Raw genomic sequence first — 15575 nt, forward strand, 5'->3', positions numbered from 1 at the left:
TCGCACCACGTGACGCAGTGGCCAGTCCTTCGCAGAACTGAGCACTGACCACTGGCCGGTGGGGAGGGGACCCGAGTCCCGCCCCGCCGGCCATCACCGTTTCCGCACCGTCCGACCGTCTCGAAAGGCCGTTCCCATGCACGCTCTGCGCATCATCATCGTGACCATCGCGGCCGCCAGCCTCATCGTCAACGCGGTCATCCACCTCACCCTCGCGGGCTCGTACGACGCGATCACGGGCACGCTCATCGGGCAGGGCGACCTGTTCCGCATCCAGGCGGTCGTCAACATCGCTGTCGCGGCGCTGCTGCTCGTCAGTCTTCGCTATCGGCGGTGGGCCGGCGTCGTCTCGTTCGCTGCCGTCGCCGTCGCCGCGGGCGGGCTGGCACTCGTGGTCATCACCGCGGTCGTGCCGCTCAATCTCAGCGCTCTCGGCCTGCCCTACCTGTTCGAGCCGATTTGGTTCGCCGACAAGGTCGTCTCAGCCCTCGTGCAGGGCATCGCGCTCATTGCAGCGGCTCTGTCGGCCGCCCTCAGTTTTCGCCGCGCAGGCACCGTACAGCCCTAGATCAGGTGCACTACTGCGATGCTGGTACTCGTGCCCCCCGAAATCGACGTCGATGAGACAGCTCCGGCCGCTGATGCAACGGTCGAGACCACGAACGCCCTGCTGCTGCGGGTCGCGCAGGGCGACCAGCGAGCGTTCAGCGAGCTTTACGACGTCATCGCGCCGCGCATGCTGGGCCTCGTGCGCCACGTGCTGAAAGACCACGCGCAGTCAGAAGAGGTGGTGCAGGAGGTGCTGCTCGAGGTGTGGCAAACCGCTCCCCGCTTCGATCCGAATAAGGGAAAAGCGGTGACGTGGATGCTCACTATGGCCCACCGGAGAGCGATCGATCGCGTACGCAGTGCGCAGTCGTCGCGCGACCGGGACACCAGGATCGGCATCCGTGATCTCGATCGAGAGTTCGATTCGGTCGCAGAGAGCGTCGAGATCCGCATCGAACACGATCGAGTGGAGAAGGCCTTGAGCCGGTTGAGCGAGTTGCAGAGGCAGGCTGTGGAGCTTGCCTACTACGGCGGCTACAGCCACAGCGAGGTCTCCGAGATGCTCGGAGTACCGATGGGCACGGTCAAGACTCGACTGCGCGACGGCATGATGCGGTTGCGCACAGAATTGGGGGTGGCGTCATGAGTCGACGCGACGAAGACGAAGGCACCGGCGCCGTGCACGACGACGTGATGAACGACGACGAGTTCGCCGATGTGCGCACCGCCCTGGGGCTCGCGGTGCCGCCCGTCGCGCCGTCGCCCGGAATGAAGAGTGCGCTCATGGCGGCGATCGCCACGACGCCGCAGGTCGCACCGCTCGCTGCCGTGACTCCGCTTGATGAGAGTCCGGCAGCTGCCGTGTCTGCCTCGCCGACGACCTCGGCCGAGACTCGGGCGCAGGCCCGCTGGTTTTCACGGCCGGCAACGCTCGTGATGGCGGCTGCCGCGGCCGTTGCGCTGTTCTTTGGGGGCGTGCTCGCCGCCGATCTGGTCAGCCCGAGCGCCCCGAGCGCGGCCGACCAGCTCGCCGCGATCGTCGCGGCACCCGACGTGTCGACGGTCGTGTCGCCCGTTGCCGGCGGTGGCACCTCGACTCTCGTCGCGAGCGAGACGGCGGGCCTCTCGGCCATGGTCTTCGAAGGTCTGCAGCCGCTCAGCGACGATGAGCGCTACGCGCTCTGGTACATCACCGACGGCGTGCCGACGCCCGCGGGCCTGTTCGCTGTGACCGGAGACGGCGCGGTCGTGCAGGTGCTCGAGGGCACCTTCGAGGCGGGCACGATCGTCGGGGTGACCGTCGAGCCCGCGTCGGGCAGCCCGGCACCGACCTCCGACCCGATCGTGGCGATCGCCACGGCCTAGAGAACAGAGATTCAGGGAGCGGGCAGGAGTTCGGCGACGAGCGCCTGGACGCGGCCCTTGATGTCGTCGCGGATCACGCGCACCGACTCGATGCCCTGCCCGGCAGGGTCGTCGAGCTCCCAGTCTTCGTAGCGCTTGCCCGGGAAGATCGGACACGCGTCTCCGCACCCCATGGTGATGACCACGTCTGACTCTTTGACCGATTCGGTCGTCAGTACTCTCGGCACGTTGTGAGCGATGTCGATGCCCTCTTCGGCCATGGCCTCGACCGCGATCGGGTTGATCTGGTCTTTCGGTTCCGACCCCGCCGACAGCACAGTCACACGGTCGCCCGCCAGGTGCTGCAGATACCCGGCAGCCATCTGCGATCGGCCGGCGTTGTGCACACACACGAAGAGAACAGTCGGTCGATGGGGGGCGTGGGTTGAGGTCACCCGAGGAGTATAGGCGGGCACGGAGGCCATACAGTATCCAGCGTGACCGCCGAGCCTACTGATCCGTCTGCGATCGCAGCGGCCCCGCCGTTGGTGACTCGCCTCGCTGCCGAGACCCTCGGCAGCGGCGTGCTCGGCGGCACCGTGATCGCATCGGGCATCATGGCGACGCTCATCTCGAGCGACGTCGGGGTGCAGCTGCTCATCAACGCCGTGTCGACCGGCGCCGCGCTCACCGTGCTCATTCTCGTGCTGGGGCCTGTCAGCGGGGCCCAACTCAACCCCGCCGTCACCGCGGCACTCGCCGCCGATGGTCGAGTTCCTCTGCGCGAGATCCTGCCCACCATCGCTGCACAGCTCGTCGGTTTCGTGCTCGGCGCGATCGTTGCGAACCTCATGTTCAGCGGGGCCGCCGTGTCATTCAGCACGACGGTGCGCGGCGAGCCCGGGCTGCTGCTGGGCGAGGTGGTCGCCACGGCGGGGCTCGTGGCGGTCATCCTGACCCTCGTGGCCCGCGACCAGCGGGGTTGGATTCCCGCCGCGGTCGGGCTCTACATCACGAGCGCTTACTTCGCGACGAGCTCTACGAGCTTCGCCAACCCCGGCATCACGATCGGCCGGATGCTGAGCGAGAGCTTCGCGGGTATCGCCCCGGAGAGCGCACCCCTTTTCGTCGCCGCGCAGTTGATCGGTGCCGCGATCGGCCTGCTGCTCGTACGGCTCGTCATGGAGCCTCGCGCGCGACGGTAGTCATTCAGCGCTTCGGTGTCGCCCGCCGTTCACCGGCCGTTAACCGAAACCGTCGATGCTGACGTCAGGTTCGCGGAGGAACCACCAGTGCGCGGGGTTCTCAGCGCGATGAGCCATGCACACCGTATTGCCCTGTTGGATTCTCTCCGTTTACTTGCTGTCCATACGCACTGACTTCCATGAAGACGTCAGCCACCGGTTGGCACGTCACATTCTGGTAGGCGGCCCCCACGCCGCCAACGAAGGGATCGCAATGTCCACCAAGTACAGCAAGTCGGCGGCGTTCGCCGCCACGCTCGCTGCAGCCGCGCTGTTCCTCAGCGCCTGCGCGGGCACGACCGAGACCGACGAGCCCGCTGAGGGTGGCGAGGCGCTGAGCGGCGCCGTCGTCATCGACGGCTCGTCGACGGTTGCTCCGAACACCGAGGTTGCCGCCGAGCTGTTCCAAGAGGTCCAGCCCGACGTGCAGGTCTCCGTGGGTGTCTCCGGCACCGGCGGTGGTTTCGAGAAGTTCTGCAACGGCGAGACCGACATCTCCGAGGCCTCGCGCCGCATCGCCGACGACGAGATCGCAGCCTGTGAGGCGAACGGCATCGAGTTCGTCGAGCTCGGCGTTGCGAACGACGGCCTCGCGGTCGTCGTCAACCCTGAGAACGACTTCGTCGACTGCCTCACCGTTGACGAGATCTCGTCGATGTGGCGTCCCGAGGCTCCGGTGACCAACTGGGCCGACGTGCGCGCGGGCTTCCCCGACCTCGAGATCACGCTCTATGGCCCCGGCACCGACTCGGGCACGTTCGACTTCTTCACCGACGAGATCAACGGTGACAGCGGCGCCATCAACCCGGCCTACAACGACATCGGAGAAGACGACAACGCTGCAGTGCTCGGTGTTGCCGGCGCCCCGGGCAACTCGGCCTTCATTCCGCTCTCGTTCGTCGAGGCCGCGGGCGACCAGGTTCGTGCCATCGCGATCGAGAACGAGGCCGGCGAGTGCGTCGAGCCCTCGCTCGACACCGTGCTGACGGGCGAGTACAACCCGCTCGGACGCCAGCTGTTCGTGTACCCCTCGGCCGAGGCGCTGACGAAGCCGCAGGTGCTCGCGTTCCTCGAGTTCTACATCACCAACCAGGCGACCATCGCCGAGACCGCGGGTTTCATTCCGCTGAACGACGACCAGGAAGCAGAGGCCCTCGCGGCTCTGCAGTCGCTGGTCGGCTATGGGCTTGCCCGGGTTTGACGGACATCGTGACAGCGACCTATTGGTCGCGGGAAGGTGTTCTCATGGCTCGGGAGTTTTCGCAGGAGTTCAAGGATCAAGTCGTCGAGCTCTACCGGCGCGGTCGAACGTTCAAGGACCTCGCGAGGGAGTTCGACCTGTCGGCCACGACCATCTCGAACTGGGTGAGAGTGGCCGACAAGAAATCTGCGCAGCCGCCACCCGGGGAGCCGCCGGAATCGGATAAGGCCAAAGTTGCCCGGCTCGAGCGGGAGCTCGCAGAACGCAATGAGGAGTTAGAGGTTCTGGGAAAAGCATTGGCCTTCTTCGCCAGGCGACACCGATAGAGATCTATCGGTGGATCGCGGCGGAGAAGGCAAGAGCTCCTTCTCGACGCGTCACGATGCTGTGTCGCGTGCTCGGGGTCTCCCGTTCGGGCTACTACGACTGGATCTCTCGCGGCCCGAGTCGGCATGATCTCGAGGATGCCGCCGCGCTGGAGAAGATCGAGGCGATTCACGCCGACTTTCCCTATTACGGAGCTCCGCGCATGCATCAAGCTTTGCTGTTGCAGGGGATGCGGATCGGCCGGCATCGGGTGGCGAGATTGCTCCGTGAGAACGGCCTGCACGCGCGTCGCGGGCGCATCGGAACCCGCAAACGCTCTGTTCCAACGGTGAGACGGGTCGAGATCATCGACGTCGTGCAACGCCACTTCGTTGCCGCAGCAGCGAACCGGTTGTGGTTCACCGACCTCACGATGATTCGCACCGGGGAAGGGTGGCTGCACGCCGCCGTCGTGCTCGATGCGTTCAATCGGGAAGTGATCTCTTGGGCCACGGATTCGAAGGAGGCTCCCGGGACGGTCATGACCGCCTTGCGAGAGGCAATCAAGATCCGCCAACCATCGCCGGGATGCGTCATCCACTCGGACCGCGGATACCAGTTCACATCCCACGACTGGATCAACCTCGCTGCTGAACACTCGATGACAGTCTCGATCGGGGAGCGAAAGGATCCACGCGACAACGCCGTGATGGAATCCTGGTTCGCTTCAATGAAGAACGAAGAGCTCTATCCCGTCGGGCAGCCCGCTACGCGGGCCAATGCGAGGGCGAGGCTATTCGGCTATATCTGGTCCTACAACAACCACAGGTTGCATTCCAGCCTTGGTTACAAGTCGCCGATTCACTACAACTGAAGCTGCAAACGGCAACCGTCCGTCAAACCCGGGCAAGCCCACTAACCACCACCTCGAGATAAGGCAGTCCAGGAATGGCCACGTCCACGATCATCAGCCCGACTGATGCACCGTTCTCGCTCGAACTGAAGCGGAACCGCATCGGCGAGAAGGTGATCGTGGCGTGGCTGTTCCTGGCTGCCGCTCTGGCGGTGCTGATCACGATCGGCATCGTCTTCTCGCTCATCCTGCCGACGATCGAGTTCTTCCGTGAAGTCTCGATCTTCCAGTTCTTCTCGATGGAGCCGTGGGCGCCACTCTTCGCCGACCCGACCTACGGCGTCGTGCACATCGTTGCGGGCACCGCAGCGATCGTGCTCTACTCCTCGATCGTCTCGCTGCCGGCCGGGCTCGGTTCCGCCATCTACATGAGCGAATACGCGGGCCCCCGCATGCGCAAGATCCTGCAGCCGCTCCTCGAGATTCTTGAGGGTATTCCCACGGTCGTCTACGGCATCTTCGCCCTCTTCTTCGTGGGCCCCCTGCTGAAAGACAATTGGCCCACCTGGCTGCCCGGCAAGCTCGGTGAAGAACCCGGCTTCCAATTCGTGCTTGCCGCTGGCCTCGTTCTGGGTGTCATGATCATTCCCACGGTCGCGTCGGTCGCCTACGATTCGATGAACGCGGTGCCCCGCGCCCTGCGCGAAGCGGCCTATGGTCTCGGCAGCACCCGCATGCAGGTCGCCACCCGGGTGATCGTGCCGAGCGCGCTCTCGGGCATCATCGCCTCGTTCGTGCTCGGCCTCTCTCGAGCCGTTGGCGAGACCATCGTCGTGCTCATGGCGGCGGGTGCCATCGCCAACATCACCCTGTGGCCCAATGACCCCATCCTCACCATGACTGCGTTCATCGGCCGCACGGCGACCGGCGACATCTCGACCGGTACGACGGCGTACTACACGGTCTTCGCGGTCGGCACCCTGCTCTTCCTCACCACCCTGACGGTCAACATGATCGCGATCGCGCTCGTGCGCCGGTTCCGAGAGGTCTACGAATGAGCAAGTCTTCCGGTCGCACCCGAGTGGCCGTCAAGGCGGCATCGAGTTCGACGATTCGACTCGATCGCGTCGGTGTCGACATCAAGGGCGAGCTCTTCAGGGCAGTTCTGCTCTTCTCGATCTTGCTGGGTGTCGTCATGCTCGCGACGCTGCTCATCTTCGTCGCTATCCGCGGTTCCGACCGACTCGACCTCAATCTCTTCACGCAGCTCCCGTCGTCGATCGACGTGGGTACATCGGGCTTCCTGCCGGCCATCGTGGGCACGACCTACGTCATGCTCGGCACGCTCGTGACGATCGTTCCGCTCGGCGTCAGTGCGGCGATCTACCTCGAGGAGTACGCGAACCGCGACCGCTGGTACAACCGCATCATCGAGGTCAACATCCAGAACCTGGCCGCCGTACCGTCGATCGTGTTCGGCATTCTCGGCCTCGCCTTCATCGTGCGCGGCCCGCTCAACCTCGGCTTCGTCGCCTTCGCGGGCTCGCTCACCCTCGCCATGATGGTGCTGCCGACCGTGATCATCGCCTCGCGCGAGGCCATTCGCGGAGTGCCCCCGACGCTGCGCGACGCCTCGATGGGCCTCGGCGCGACCAAGTGGCAGACGACGTGGCGCCAAGTGCTGCCGCTCTCGATTCCCGGCATCGTTACGGGCACGATCCTGGCCATGTCGCGCGCCATCGGCGAGACCGCTCCGCTGCTGCTCGTTGGCGCGACCACCTTCGTGCGATTCCTGCCCGAGAGCGCCTTCGAGGGCGCCTACAGTGCGATCCCTGTGCAGATCTACCAGTGGGCCGTGCGGCCCCAAGACGAGTTCCGGGTTCTCGCCGCTGCCGGCGCACTCGTGCTCGTTGCCCTGCTGCTCGTCATGAACTCGTTCGCCATCTGGCTGCGTGCGCGCTCGCGCAAAGAGTTCTAGACCCGATTCCGACCTCCATCCTGAGAGAGCTGAAGCTGATGACCGACGTCGCCCCCCAGACCCGCCCCGAGTCGTGGCCGCACCGTACGGTGTTCACGATCAATGATCTGAACGTGTACTACGGCGGGTTCCACGCCGTGACCGGGGTCGACCTCGCGTTCGGCATGAACGAGATCACCGCTCTGATCGGCCCCTCGGGCTGCGGCAAGTCAACCGTGCTGCGGTCGCTCAACCGCATGAACGATCTGATTCCGACCGCTCGCGTCGAGGGACGCGTCGAGTACCACGGCATCGACATCTACGGCCCGAAGATCGACCCGATCGAGGTGCGCCGCCGCATTGGCATGGTGTTTCAAAAGCCCAACCCGTTTCCGAAGTCGATCTACGACAACATCGCCTACGGTCCTCGCGTGACAGGCATGGCGGTCGACGACATGGACGAGCTCGTCGAGAGCACACTGCGCCGTGCGGCGCTCTGGGACGAAGTGAAAGACAAGCTCAAGCAGAACGCCTACGGGCTCTCGGGCGGTCAGCAGCAGCGGCTCTGCATCGCCCGGGCGATTGCGACCGACCCCGATGTGATCTTGATGGACGAGCCGTGCTCTGCCCTCGACCCGATCGCCACGGGGCGCATCGAAGACCTCATGCATGAGCTGCGCGACACCTACTCGATCGTCATCGTGACGCACAACATGCAGCAGGCCGCGCGCGTCTCCGACCGCACGGCTTTCTTCAGCGTGCAGCAGAAAGACGACAACAGCGACCGCACGGGTGTGCTCGTCGAGTTCGGTGAGACGACTCAGATCTTCGAGCAGCCGAAAGACGAGCGCACCGAGGGCTATATCTCCGGCCGCTTCGGGTAGGGCTCGGTCGACCTAGCCGAACTTGCCGGAGACGTAGTCTTCGGTCGCCTGAACGCTCGGGTTCGAGAAGATCGTCGCCGTTTCGTCGTACTCGATGAGCTTGCCGGGGAGCCCGGTGCCCGCGATCGTGAAGAAGGCGGTCTTGTCAGATACCCGACTCGCCTGCTGCATGTTGTGCGTGACGATGACGATCGTGTACTCGTCTTTGAGCTCTTCGATGAGGTCTTCGATGGCGAGCGTCGAGATGGGGTCGAGGGCCGAGCACGGTTCGTCCATGAGCAGTACATCGGGCGACACTGCGATGGCACGGGCGATGCAGAGCCGCTGCTGCTGACCGCCCGAGAGGCTCGCGCCCGGTCGGTCGAGGCGGTCTTTCACCTCGTTCCAGAGGTTCGCACCCTTCAGCGACTGCTCGACAAGGTCGTCGGCGTCGTGCTTCGAGATGCGCCGGTTGTTGAGCTTCACCCCGGCGATGACGTTGTCGCGAATCGACATGGTCGGGAAGGGGTTCGGGCGCTGGAACACCATGCCCACCTGCCGACGCACAAGCACGGGGTCGACGCCCGGTGCGTAGAGGTTGTCGCCGTCGATGAGCACCTCGCCTTCGACGCGGGCGCCCGGAATCACTTCGTGCATGCGGTTGAGGGTGCGCAAGAACGTCGACTTGCCGCAGCCCGAGGGGCCGATGAAGGCCGTGACGCTGCGCGGCTCGATCGTGAGGCTGACGCCTTCCACGGCGAGGAAGCTGCCGTAGTAGACGTTGAGATCGGTGACTTCGATGCGTTTCGACAAAGCAGAGGGCTCCTGGCTCGAGGCGTCGGACTATCGGCGCGTGCGCGGCGTGAAGTAGCGGGTGATGAGGCGGGCGATGAGGTTGAGTGCCATGACGATGAGAATGAGAGTCAGGGCGCCGGTCCAGGCGCGTTCGAGATAGAACTCGACTTGCGAGCCGGGGTTCGCGTACTGGGTGTACACGAAGACCGGCAGACTCTGCATGCGCTCACTGAACGGGTTGTAGTTCATGCTCGAGGTGAACCCGGCCACGATGAGCAGCGGTGCCGTCTCGCCGATGACACGGGCGATCGCGAGCGTGATGCCGGTGACGATGCCCGCACCGGCGGTGGGCAGCACGACCTTCGCGACGGTGCGCCACTTCGGCACGCCGAGCGCATACGAGGCCTCGCGCAGCTCGTCGGGCACCAGCTTGAGCATCTCTTCGCTCGATCGCACGACCACGGGAATCATGAGCACCGCGAGCGCGACCGAGCCCGCGAAGCCCATGCGCACGCCCTCGCCGAAGATGAGGGCGAAGAGCGCATAGGCGAAGAGCCCCGCCACAATGGAGGGAATCCCGGTCATGACGTCGACGAAGAAGGTGATGGCCCGCTTAAGCGGGCCTCGCCCGTACTCGACGAGGTAGATCGCGGCGAACAGACCGACCGGCACCGAGATGATCGTCGCGAGGGCCGTGATCTGCAGCGTGCCGACGATCGCATGCAGTGCACCGCCGCCCTCGCCGATGACGCTGCGCATCGAATGCGTGAAGAAGGTGAGGTCGAAGCGTGCCGCGCCGTTGACGACCACCGTGTAGAGCAGCGAGATCAGAGGCAGCAGAGCGATGACGAAGGCCGTGATGACGAGCGAGGTGACGAGCCGGTCGGTGGCGGCACGACGGCCCTCCGCGGCGCTCGAGATGACCGTGATGAGCACGTCGTAGAGCACGACGCCGACGAGCACGGCCAGCACGATCGGAAACTCGGGAAGCACCCCGGCCGCTGCGAGCAGTGCGATGATGCTGATCCCGGCCGCGAGCGAGGCCCCGAACAGGGTCGGCGCGAACCACCGAGGCAGACGCCCTGACGTGTAACTGTTGGCCTGCATGCGTGTGTTCGTCGTCGTGGAGGTCATCGTGACTCCAGCGATCGCTCATGGCGGTTGACGACCGCGCGGGCGATCGAGTTCACCACCAGGGTGATGACGAAGAGGATGAGGCCGGTGGCGATGAGGGCATTGACCTGAAGGCCGGCCGATTCGGGAAAGTTCAGGGCGATGTTGGCGGCGATCGTCGACGGGTTCTCGGGAGTCAGAATGGCGAGGCTGATGATTGCGGAGGGCGAGAGCACCATGGCGACCGCCATGGTCTCACCGAGCGCACGGCCGAGACCGAGCATCGAGGCCGACACGATGCCCGAACGAGCGTAGGGGAAGACCGTCATGCGGATCATCTCCCAGCGGGTCGCGCCGAGCGCATAGGCCGCTTCTTCATGCAGCACCGGAGTCTGCACGAAAACCTCGCGGCACAGCGCAGTGATGATCGGCAGCACCATCACGGCGAGCACGATGGCCACCGTCAGCACCGTGCGCCCGGTGCCCGAGGCCGGCGGAGCGAAGAGGGGGAACCAACCCACGTTCTCGGTCAGCCACTGGTAGAACGGCACCGCGGCAGGGGCGAGCACGGTGATACCCCAGAGCCCGTAGACGACGCTCGGCACCGCAGCGAGCAGGTCGATGATGTAGCCGAGCGGTTGGGCCAGTCGCCGCGGGGCGTAGTGGGAGATGAACAGCGCGATGCCGATGGCGATCGGGATCGCGATGACGAGGGCGATCGCGGCAGCCCACACCGTGCCGAAGGCGAGCGGGGCTACGTAGTGCCAGAAGCTCTCGGGCTCGCCGCGCAGGTCGGCGGGGTCGGCGAGCAGCGCGGGCAGCGACTGCGCGACGAGGAAGATGGCGACGGCGGCGAGCGCGACGAGAATCGTGACCCCTGCGCCGAGGGCGAGGCGGCGGAAGATGACGTCGCCCAAACGGGCCTGGATGCCTGAGCGCCCGCTCGCCGCATCACTCACGGTCGGCGTCGTCGCCCCGGTCACCGGATGCTCGCAATCGCCGCGAGCACGCGCACCGCGAGGTCGTCGCTGATCGGCGCGGAGCCGGCGAACTCAGCTGACACGGCCTGCCCTTCGTCGCTCGCCACGAACTCGAGATACCCCCGCACGAGGGCCGCGATCTCGGGGTCGCGATACTGCTGGCACGCGATGACATAGCTGACCAGCACGAGGGGGTACGTGCCAGGCTCGGTCGTCGTGCGGTCGATGTCGAGCGCCAGGTCGCCGTCGGCGCGGCCCTCTTCGAGCGGCGAGACGGCGACGACCGCGGCGGCGGCCTCGGGCGTGAAGTCGACGAACTCATCGCCGACCTTGAGCGCAGCGATACCGAGGTCGCCAGCACGGCTGGCATCGGCATACCCGATGGTGTTGAGCCCATTCGTCACGGCATTGACGACGCCCGAGTTGCCCTGCGCCGACTCGCCGCCGAAGGGCCACGAGTCGGCCGCCTCGGCACCCCAGGCATCGGGAGCGGCTTGCGCCAGGTAGTCGGTGAAGTTCTTCGTCGTGCCCGAGGCATCAGAGCGATGCACTGCGGTGATGGTCGCGGCAGGCAGGCGAGCATCCGGGTTCAGAGCCTCGATCGCCGGGTCGTTCCAGCGCGTGATGTCACCTCGGAAGATGAGCGCCGTCGTCTCGGCGTCGAGCTGCAGCCGGTCGACGCCGTCGACGTTGAAGATGATCGCGAGTGGCGAGATATAGAGCGGCAGATCGATGCCCGTAGTGCCTTCGACGCACGATCCGAAGTCGCCGGCCAGTTCGTCGGCCGAGAGCGCCGAATCAGAGCCGGCGAAGTCGACGCCGCCGGCGAGGAAGGCCTCGCGGCCGGCACCTGAGCCGGAGGGCTCGTAGTTGATCGTGAGGCCGCCATTGGCGTTCTGAATGGTAGCGATCCAGGCCTCTTGTGCGGCGCTCTGCGCCGACGATCCAGCGCCGTCGATCGTGCCGATCAGGCTGCCCGGCAGCACTTCACGGCCGATCTCATTGGCGGCGCACCCGGAGGCGACGAGCGCGACCAGGGCGGCGAGAGCGCCGAAAGCGAGTCGCGGAGCGAGCACCCGGGTCCTTTCGATGGAGGTCGATCAGCACGACGGCGTGACGCATCGGCGTCGCCACGAAGTCAAGCACATTCGCGGCCCAAAGGTTAACAGCCGGTAAATGCGACGGCGGCTCGTTCAGTCGATCGCGGGGGAGTGCGTCTCGACGGCGACGAGGCGGGGCGGCTCGGTCTCCCGGGCGAAGTGCATGATGGTGTACTCACCGGTCGACAGCGCCGCGCTGCGGCGCAACTCCGACGATATCGCCGAGCCGGCAAGGTCGGCCGCGGCGGCGATGATCTGCGGAATCACCGGGCCGTGGCTGCACATCACCGTCGTCTTGCCACGACCGACGCGCTTCGCCACCTGACGGCGCACGCGCTCGCTGTCGCCCGAGTAGGCATCTTGGCTGATGCTGCGAGCCTCGACAACCGGCACGCCGGTCGCTTCTGCTGTGGGGGCGATCGTGGCGACGCAGCGGGCGGCCGGGCTCGTCACGAGCACCTCCGGCCCGAAGGCGGCGATGCCGCCCGCGACCGACGCCGACTGCTCGAGCCCGAGGTGCAGCAGCGGTCGGGTGTGATCGGGGCCGTCCCACTGCTCGTGCGGCATGGCTTTGCCGTGCCGCAGCACGACGAGCGCGAAGGTGCGGGCATGACCTGCCTCGACCTGGGCGGCGAAGCGCTCGACGACGTCGGCGTCGTGCTCGTAGGTCAGGCGCTTGGCCGCTTTGCTGAGGGCCACCCACTCGAGCGCCAGAATCTCGCCGTTGGCCTCGTAGCTGTGGCGCTCGGCCGCACCGGGGTCGACTTCGGCTGACCAGTAGTGCACGACCTTGTCGCGACCGTTGGGCAGCAGGTACTCGACGGTGCCGAGCGGAGCGCCGAGCACCACGTCGAAGCCTGTCTCTTCGGCGATCTCACGCACCGCGGTGTGCGGCAGGGTCTCGCCCGGGTCGACTTTGCCCTTGGGCAGCGAGACGTCTTTGTGCTGCGTGCGATGCACGAGCAGAATGCGCACCTTGCCGTCGACGAGCTTCCACACGACAGCACCCGCCGCGTACACGGTCGAGGAACGGGTCGCGGTGGATGCGGGCGTCATGCGCGGGCGCCTCCCGATCGGCGCCGACTCGCGATCGCAGTCATGACGACATTCTGCAGGTCATCAAGGGGTTCACCGCGCTTATCGCGATGCACCCGCTTCCAGTCGCCCGTCGGCTGCAGGTGCCACGACGCCGTCGTGTCGCTCATCGTGGTCGTGAACAGGTCATCGATCTGGGCCACGTGGGCAGGGTCGGTGATGCGGATGAGCGCCTCGATGCGGCGGTCGAGATTGCGGTGCATCATGTCGGCGCTGCCGATGTAGATCTGCGGGTCGCCACTGTTGTGGAAGGCGAAGATGCGCGAGTGCTCGAGGTAGCGGCCGAGCACACTGCGCACGCGGATGGTCGAGCTGAGATCATCCACGCCCGGAACCAGCGCGCACACTCCACGCACGACGACGTCGACCGGCACGCCCGCCTGGCTGGCGCGGTACAGAGCGTCGATGATCGCTTCGTCGACGAGCGAGTTGACCTTGATGCGGATTCCCGACGGGCGGCCGGCGCGGGCGTTTTCGGTCTCGGTGCGGATGAGCTTGAGCAAACCGCGGCGCAGGTAACGCGGCGCGACGAGCATGCGCTTGAACTTCTTCTCGATGGCATAGCCCGAGAGCTCGTTGAAGAGCCGTGTGAGATCTTTGCCGACCTGGTCGTCGGTCGTGAAGAGACCGAGGTCTTCATAGATGCGACTGGTCTTGGGGTTGTAGTTGCCGGTGCCGATGTGGGCGTAGTGCTTGAGCGCCCCTCCCATTTCTTGCCGCACGACGAGCGCGAGCTTGCAGTGCGTCTTGAGCCCGACGAGGCCGTAGACGACGTGCACGCCCGCCTTTTCGAGCTTGCGCGCCCACTCGATGTTGTTCTGCTCGTCGAAGCGGGCCTTGATCTCGACGAGGGCGAGCACGGCCTTGCCCGACTCGGCCGCGTGGATCAGCGCCTGGATGATCGGGCTGTCGCCGCTCGTGCGGTAGAGAGTCTGCTTGATGGCGAGCACGTTGGGGTCGCGGGCGGCCTGCTCGAGAAAGGCCTGCACGCTCGTCGCGAACGACTCGTAGGGGTGATGCACGAGCACGTCGTCACGCGCGATCGCCGCGAAGATGTCGGACTGGGCGCCGGGCTCGGCAGGCTGGAACTGCACGGGGGTCACCGGCACGTGCTTGGGGTACTTGAGGTTCGGCCGGTCGATCTTGCCGATCTCGAAGAGGCCCCCGAGGTCGAGCGGCGCCGGCAGCCGATAGACCTCTTGCTCGGTGATGCCGAGCTCGCGCACCAGCAGACCGAGCGTGAGGTCATCCATGTCGTCGGTGATCTCGAGACGGATGGGCGGGCCGAAGCGACGCCGCAGCAGTTCGCGCTCGAGGGCCTGGATGAGGTTCTCGGTCTCGTCTTCTTCGATCTCGACGTCTTCGTTGCGGGTGACGCGGAACTCGTGGTGCTCGAGAATTTCCATGCCGGGAAAAAGTTGCACGAGGTGGTTGCTGATGAGGTCTTCGAGTGTCAAGAACCGCACGCGGCCGGTGCCGTCGTCGGGCAGCTGCACGAAGCGCGGTAGCACTTGCGGCACCTTCAGGCGCGCGAACTCGACCTTCTCGGTCTTCGGGTTGCGCACGCGCACCGAGAGGTTGAGTGAGAGCCCCGAGATGTAGGGAAACGGGTGCGCGGGGTCGACTGCCAGCGGCATGAGCACCGGGAAGATCTGGTCGGTGAAGATCTCGTCGACGCGCGTTCGGTCGGCTTCGCTGAGGTCGCTCCACGCCTCGATGTGGATGCCGGCGTCGTCGAGCTGCGGCTTGACGAGCTCGTGGAACACCGCGATGTGCCGCAGCTGCAGCTCGAGCGCGAGCGCGTTGATATCGGCGAGCACGTCTCCCGGTGCACGGCCCGTGTTGGTCGGCACCGCCAGACCCGTGACGATGCGGCGCTTGAGGCCCGCAACGCGCACCATGAAGAACTCGTCGAGGTTGCTCGCGAAGATCGCCAAGAAGTTGACGCGCTCGAGCAGCGGCACCGCCTCGTCTTCGGCGAGTTCGAGCACGCGCTGATTGAACCGCAACCAACTCAACTCACGGTCGAGGTAGCGCTCGACGGGCAGAGTGCCGTCGTCGTCGCTCGTCGACTCGTCATAGTCGTCGACAAAGTCGCCGCCCACGCCGCCGTCGACTTGGTACCCCGTGTCGGTGACTGAGTCGTCGTGCATGGCGCCATTGTGTCAGCAATCG

At 65.9% G+C, this 15575-nt stretch carries 17 protein-coding genes; 10 read left to right on the top strand and 7 right to left on the bottom strand.

What is annotated here, in order from left to right; all coding sequences use genetic code 11:
• Positions 1–136: 136 nt before the first annotated feature.
• Genes KL788_RS11305 through KL788_RS11315 form a run of 3 tightly spaced genes read left to right on the top strand, consistent with a single transcriptional unit; the run spans position 137 to position 1914 of the window.
• Entirely contained in the window at positions 137–568 is a 432-nt protein-coding gene (locus tag KL788_RS11305; protein ID WP_293171567.1) for a hypothetical protein, read from the top strand.
• A gap of 18 nt (positions 569–586) precedes the next feature.
• A complete protein-coding gene (gene sigK / locus KL788_RS11310) occupies positions 587–1195 on the top strand; it encodes an ECF RNA polymerase sigma factor SigK (protein ID WP_293171569.1) in 609 nt (202 codons plus the stop codon).
• Positions 1192–1914 (top strand): anti-sigma factor, encoded by a 723-nt coding sequence (locus KL788_RS11315; protein ID WP_293171572.1) that lies wholly within the window; start codon positions 1192–1194, stop codon positions 1912–1914. The genes sigK and KL788_RS11315 overlap by 4 nt, the downstream gene beginning before the upstream one ends.
• An 11-nt stretch (positions 1915–1925) precedes the next feature.
• Here KL788_RS11315 and KL788_RS11320 read toward each other — a convergent pair whose 3' ends face one another.
• The gene (locus tag KL788_RS11320; RefSeq protein WP_293171575.1) at positions 1926–2378 is read right to left on the bottom strand and encodes an arsenate reductase ArsC; all 453 of its coding nucleotides are present in this window, start codon (positions 2376–2378) and stop codon (positions 1926–1928) included.
• A gap of 12 nt (positions 2379–2390) precedes the next feature.
• Here KL788_RS11320 and KL788_RS11325 point away from each other — a divergent pair, with 12 nt between their 5' ends.
• The 7 genes from KL788_RS11325 to pstB (KL788_RS11355) all read left to right on the top strand — a co-directional run bounded on the left by KL788_RS11325 (position 2391) and on the right by pstB (KL788_RS11355) (position 8338).
• A complete protein-coding gene (locus tag KL788_RS11325; RefSeq protein ID WP_293171578.1) occupies positions 2391–3098 on the top strand; it encodes an aquaporin in 708 nt (235 codons plus the stop codon).
• Positions 3099–3351: 253 nt separating this feature from the next.
• Positions 3352–4338 (top strand): phosphate ABC transporter substrate-binding protein PstS family protein, encoded by a 987-nt coding sequence (locus KL788_RS11330; RefSeq protein WP_293171581.1) that lies wholly within the window; start codon positions 3352–3354, stop codon positions 4336–4338.
• 44 nt (positions 4339–4382) lie between these two features.
• Positions 4383–4664, top strand: coding sequence for a transposase (locus KL788_RS11335; RefSeq protein WP_293171584.1), 282 nt, complete (start codon positions 4383–4385; stop codon positions 4662–4664).
• Positions 4665–4666: 2 nt separating this feature from the next.
• A complete protein-coding gene (locus tag KL788_RS11340) occupies positions 4667–5518 on the top strand; it encodes an IS3 family transposase (RefSeq protein ID WP_293167911.1) in 852 nt (283 codons plus the stop codon).
• A 74-nt stretch (positions 5519–5592) separates the two neighbouring features.
• On the top strand, positions 5593–6555 hold the full coding sequence (gene pstC / locus KL788_RS11345) for a phosphate ABC transporter permease subunit PstC (protein WP_293171586.1): 963 nt from the start codon (positions 5593–5595) through the stop codon (positions 6553–6555).
• Positions 6552–7475 carry a phosphate ABC transporter permease PstA gene (gene pstA / locus KL788_RS11350; RefSeq protein ID WP_293171589.1) on the top strand — a complete coding sequence of 308 codons (924 nt, stop codon included), beginning with the start codon at positions 6552–6554 and terminating at the stop codon, positions 7473–7475. The genes pstC (KL788_RS11345) and pstA (KL788_RS11350) overlap by 4 nt, the downstream gene beginning before the upstream one ends.
• A 38-nt stretch (positions 7476–7513) precedes the next feature.
• Complete coding sequence (pstB, locus tag KL788_RS11355) at positions 7514–8338, top strand: phosphate ABC transporter ATP-binding protein PstB (protein ID WP_293171592.1); 825 nt, start codon at positions 7514–7516, stop codon at positions 8336–8338.
• 12 nt (positions 8339–8350) lie between these two features.
• Here pstB (KL788_RS11355) and pstB (KL788_RS11360) read toward each other — a convergent pair whose 3' ends face one another.
• The 6 genes from pstB (KL788_RS11360) to KL788_RS11385 all read right to left on the bottom strand — a co-directional run bounded on the left by pstB (KL788_RS11360) (position 8351) and on the right by KL788_RS11385 (position 15553).
• Positions 8351–9130: a phosphate ABC transporter ATP-binding protein PstB gene (gene pstB, locus KL788_RS11360; protein WP_293171595.1), complete on the bottom strand. Its 780-nt coding sequence runs from the start codon at positions 9128–9130 to the stop codon at positions 8351–8353.
• Between the two features lie 30 nt (positions 9131–9160).
• On the bottom strand, positions 9161–10246 hold the full coding sequence (pstA, locus tag KL788_RS11365) for a phosphate ABC transporter permease PstA (RefSeq protein ID WP_293171598.1): 1086 nt from the start codon (positions 10244–10246) through the stop codon (positions 9161–9163).
• Complete coding sequence (gene pstC / locus KL788_RS11370) at positions 10243–11208, bottom strand: phosphate ABC transporter permease subunit PstC (RefSeq protein WP_428846120.1); 966 nt, start codon at positions 11206–11208, stop codon at positions 10243–10245. Before pstC (KL788_RS11370) ends, pstA (KL788_RS11365) begins: the two co-directional genes overlap by 4 nt.
• Complete coding sequence (gene pstS, locus KL788_RS11375; protein WP_293171601.1) at positions 11205–12281, bottom strand: phosphate ABC transporter substrate-binding protein PstS; 1077 nt, start codon at positions 12279–12281, stop codon at positions 11205–11207. The genes pstC (KL788_RS11370) and pstS overlap by 4 nt, the downstream gene beginning before the upstream one ends.
• A 117-nt stretch (positions 12282–12398) precedes the next feature.
• Positions 12399–13361 (bottom strand): NUDIX hydrolase, encoded by a 963-nt coding sequence (locus KL788_RS11380; protein WP_293171604.1) that lies wholly within the window; start codon positions 13359–13361, stop codon positions 12399–12401.
• Positions 13358–15553, bottom strand: coding sequence for an RNA degradosome polyphosphate kinase (locus tag KL788_RS11385; protein ID WP_293171607.1), 2196 nt, complete (start codon positions 15551–15553; stop codon positions 13358–13360). Before KL788_RS11385 ends, KL788_RS11380 begins: the two co-directional genes overlap by 4 nt.
• Positions 15554–15575: the final 22 nt, after the last annotated feature.

Source organism: Microcella sp. (assembly GCF_019739195.1).
Classification (GTDB): Bacteria; Actinomycetota; Actinomycetes; order Actinomycetales; family Microbacteriaceae; genus Microcella.

What these genes read in the sequence shown, in the direction of transcription:
- KL788_RS11305 (WP_293171567.1), top strand. Translation starts at nt 137, where the DNA reads ATGCACGCTCTGCGCATCATCATCGTGACCATCGCGGCCGCCAGCCTC.
- sigK (WP_293171569.1), top strand. Translation starts at nt 587, where the DNA reads ATGCTGGTACTCGTGCCCCCCGAAATCGACGTCGATGAGACAGCTCCG.
- KL788_RS11315 (WP_293171572.1), top strand. Translation starts at nt 1,192, where the DNA reads ATGAGTCGACGCGACGAAGACGAAGGCACCGGCGCCGTGCACGACGAC.
- KL788_RS11320 (WP_293171575.1), bottom strand. Translation starts at nt 2,378, where the DNA reads ATGGCCTCCGTGCCCGCCTATACTCCTCGGGTGACCTCAACCCACGCC.
- KL788_RS11330 (WP_293171581.1), top strand. Translation starts at nt 3,352, where the DNA reads ATGTCCACCAAGTACAGCAAGTCGGCGGCGTTCGCCGCCACGCTCGCT.
- KL788_RS11335 (WP_293171584.1), top strand. Translation starts at nt 4,383, where the DNA reads ATGGCTCGGGAGTTTTCGCAGGAGTTCAAGGATCAAGTCGTCGAGCTC.
- pstC (WP_293171586.1), top strand. Translation starts at nt 5,593, where the DNA reads ATGGCCACGTCCACGATCATCAGCCCGACTGATGCACCGTTCTCGCTC.
- pstA (WP_293171589.1), top strand. Translation starts at nt 6,552, where the DNA reads ATGAGCAAGTCTTCCGGTCGCACCCGAGTGGCCGTCAAGGCGGCATCG.
- pstB (WP_293171592.1), top strand. Translation starts at nt 7,514, where the DNA reads ATGACCGACGTCGCCCCCCAGACCCGCCCCGAGTCGTGGCCGCACCGT.
- pstA (WP_293171598.1), bottom strand. Translation starts at nt 10,246, where the DNA reads ATGACCTCCACGACGACGAACACACGCATGCAGGCCAACAGTTACACG.
- KL788_RS11380 (WP_293171604.1), bottom strand. Translation starts at nt 13,361, where the DNA reads ATGACGCCCGCATCCACCGCGACCCGTTCCTCGACCGTGTACGCGGCG.
- KL788_RS11385 (WP_293171607.1), bottom strand. Translation starts at nt 15,553, where the DNA reads ATGCACGACGACTCAGTCACCGACACGGGGTACCAAGTCGACGGCGGC.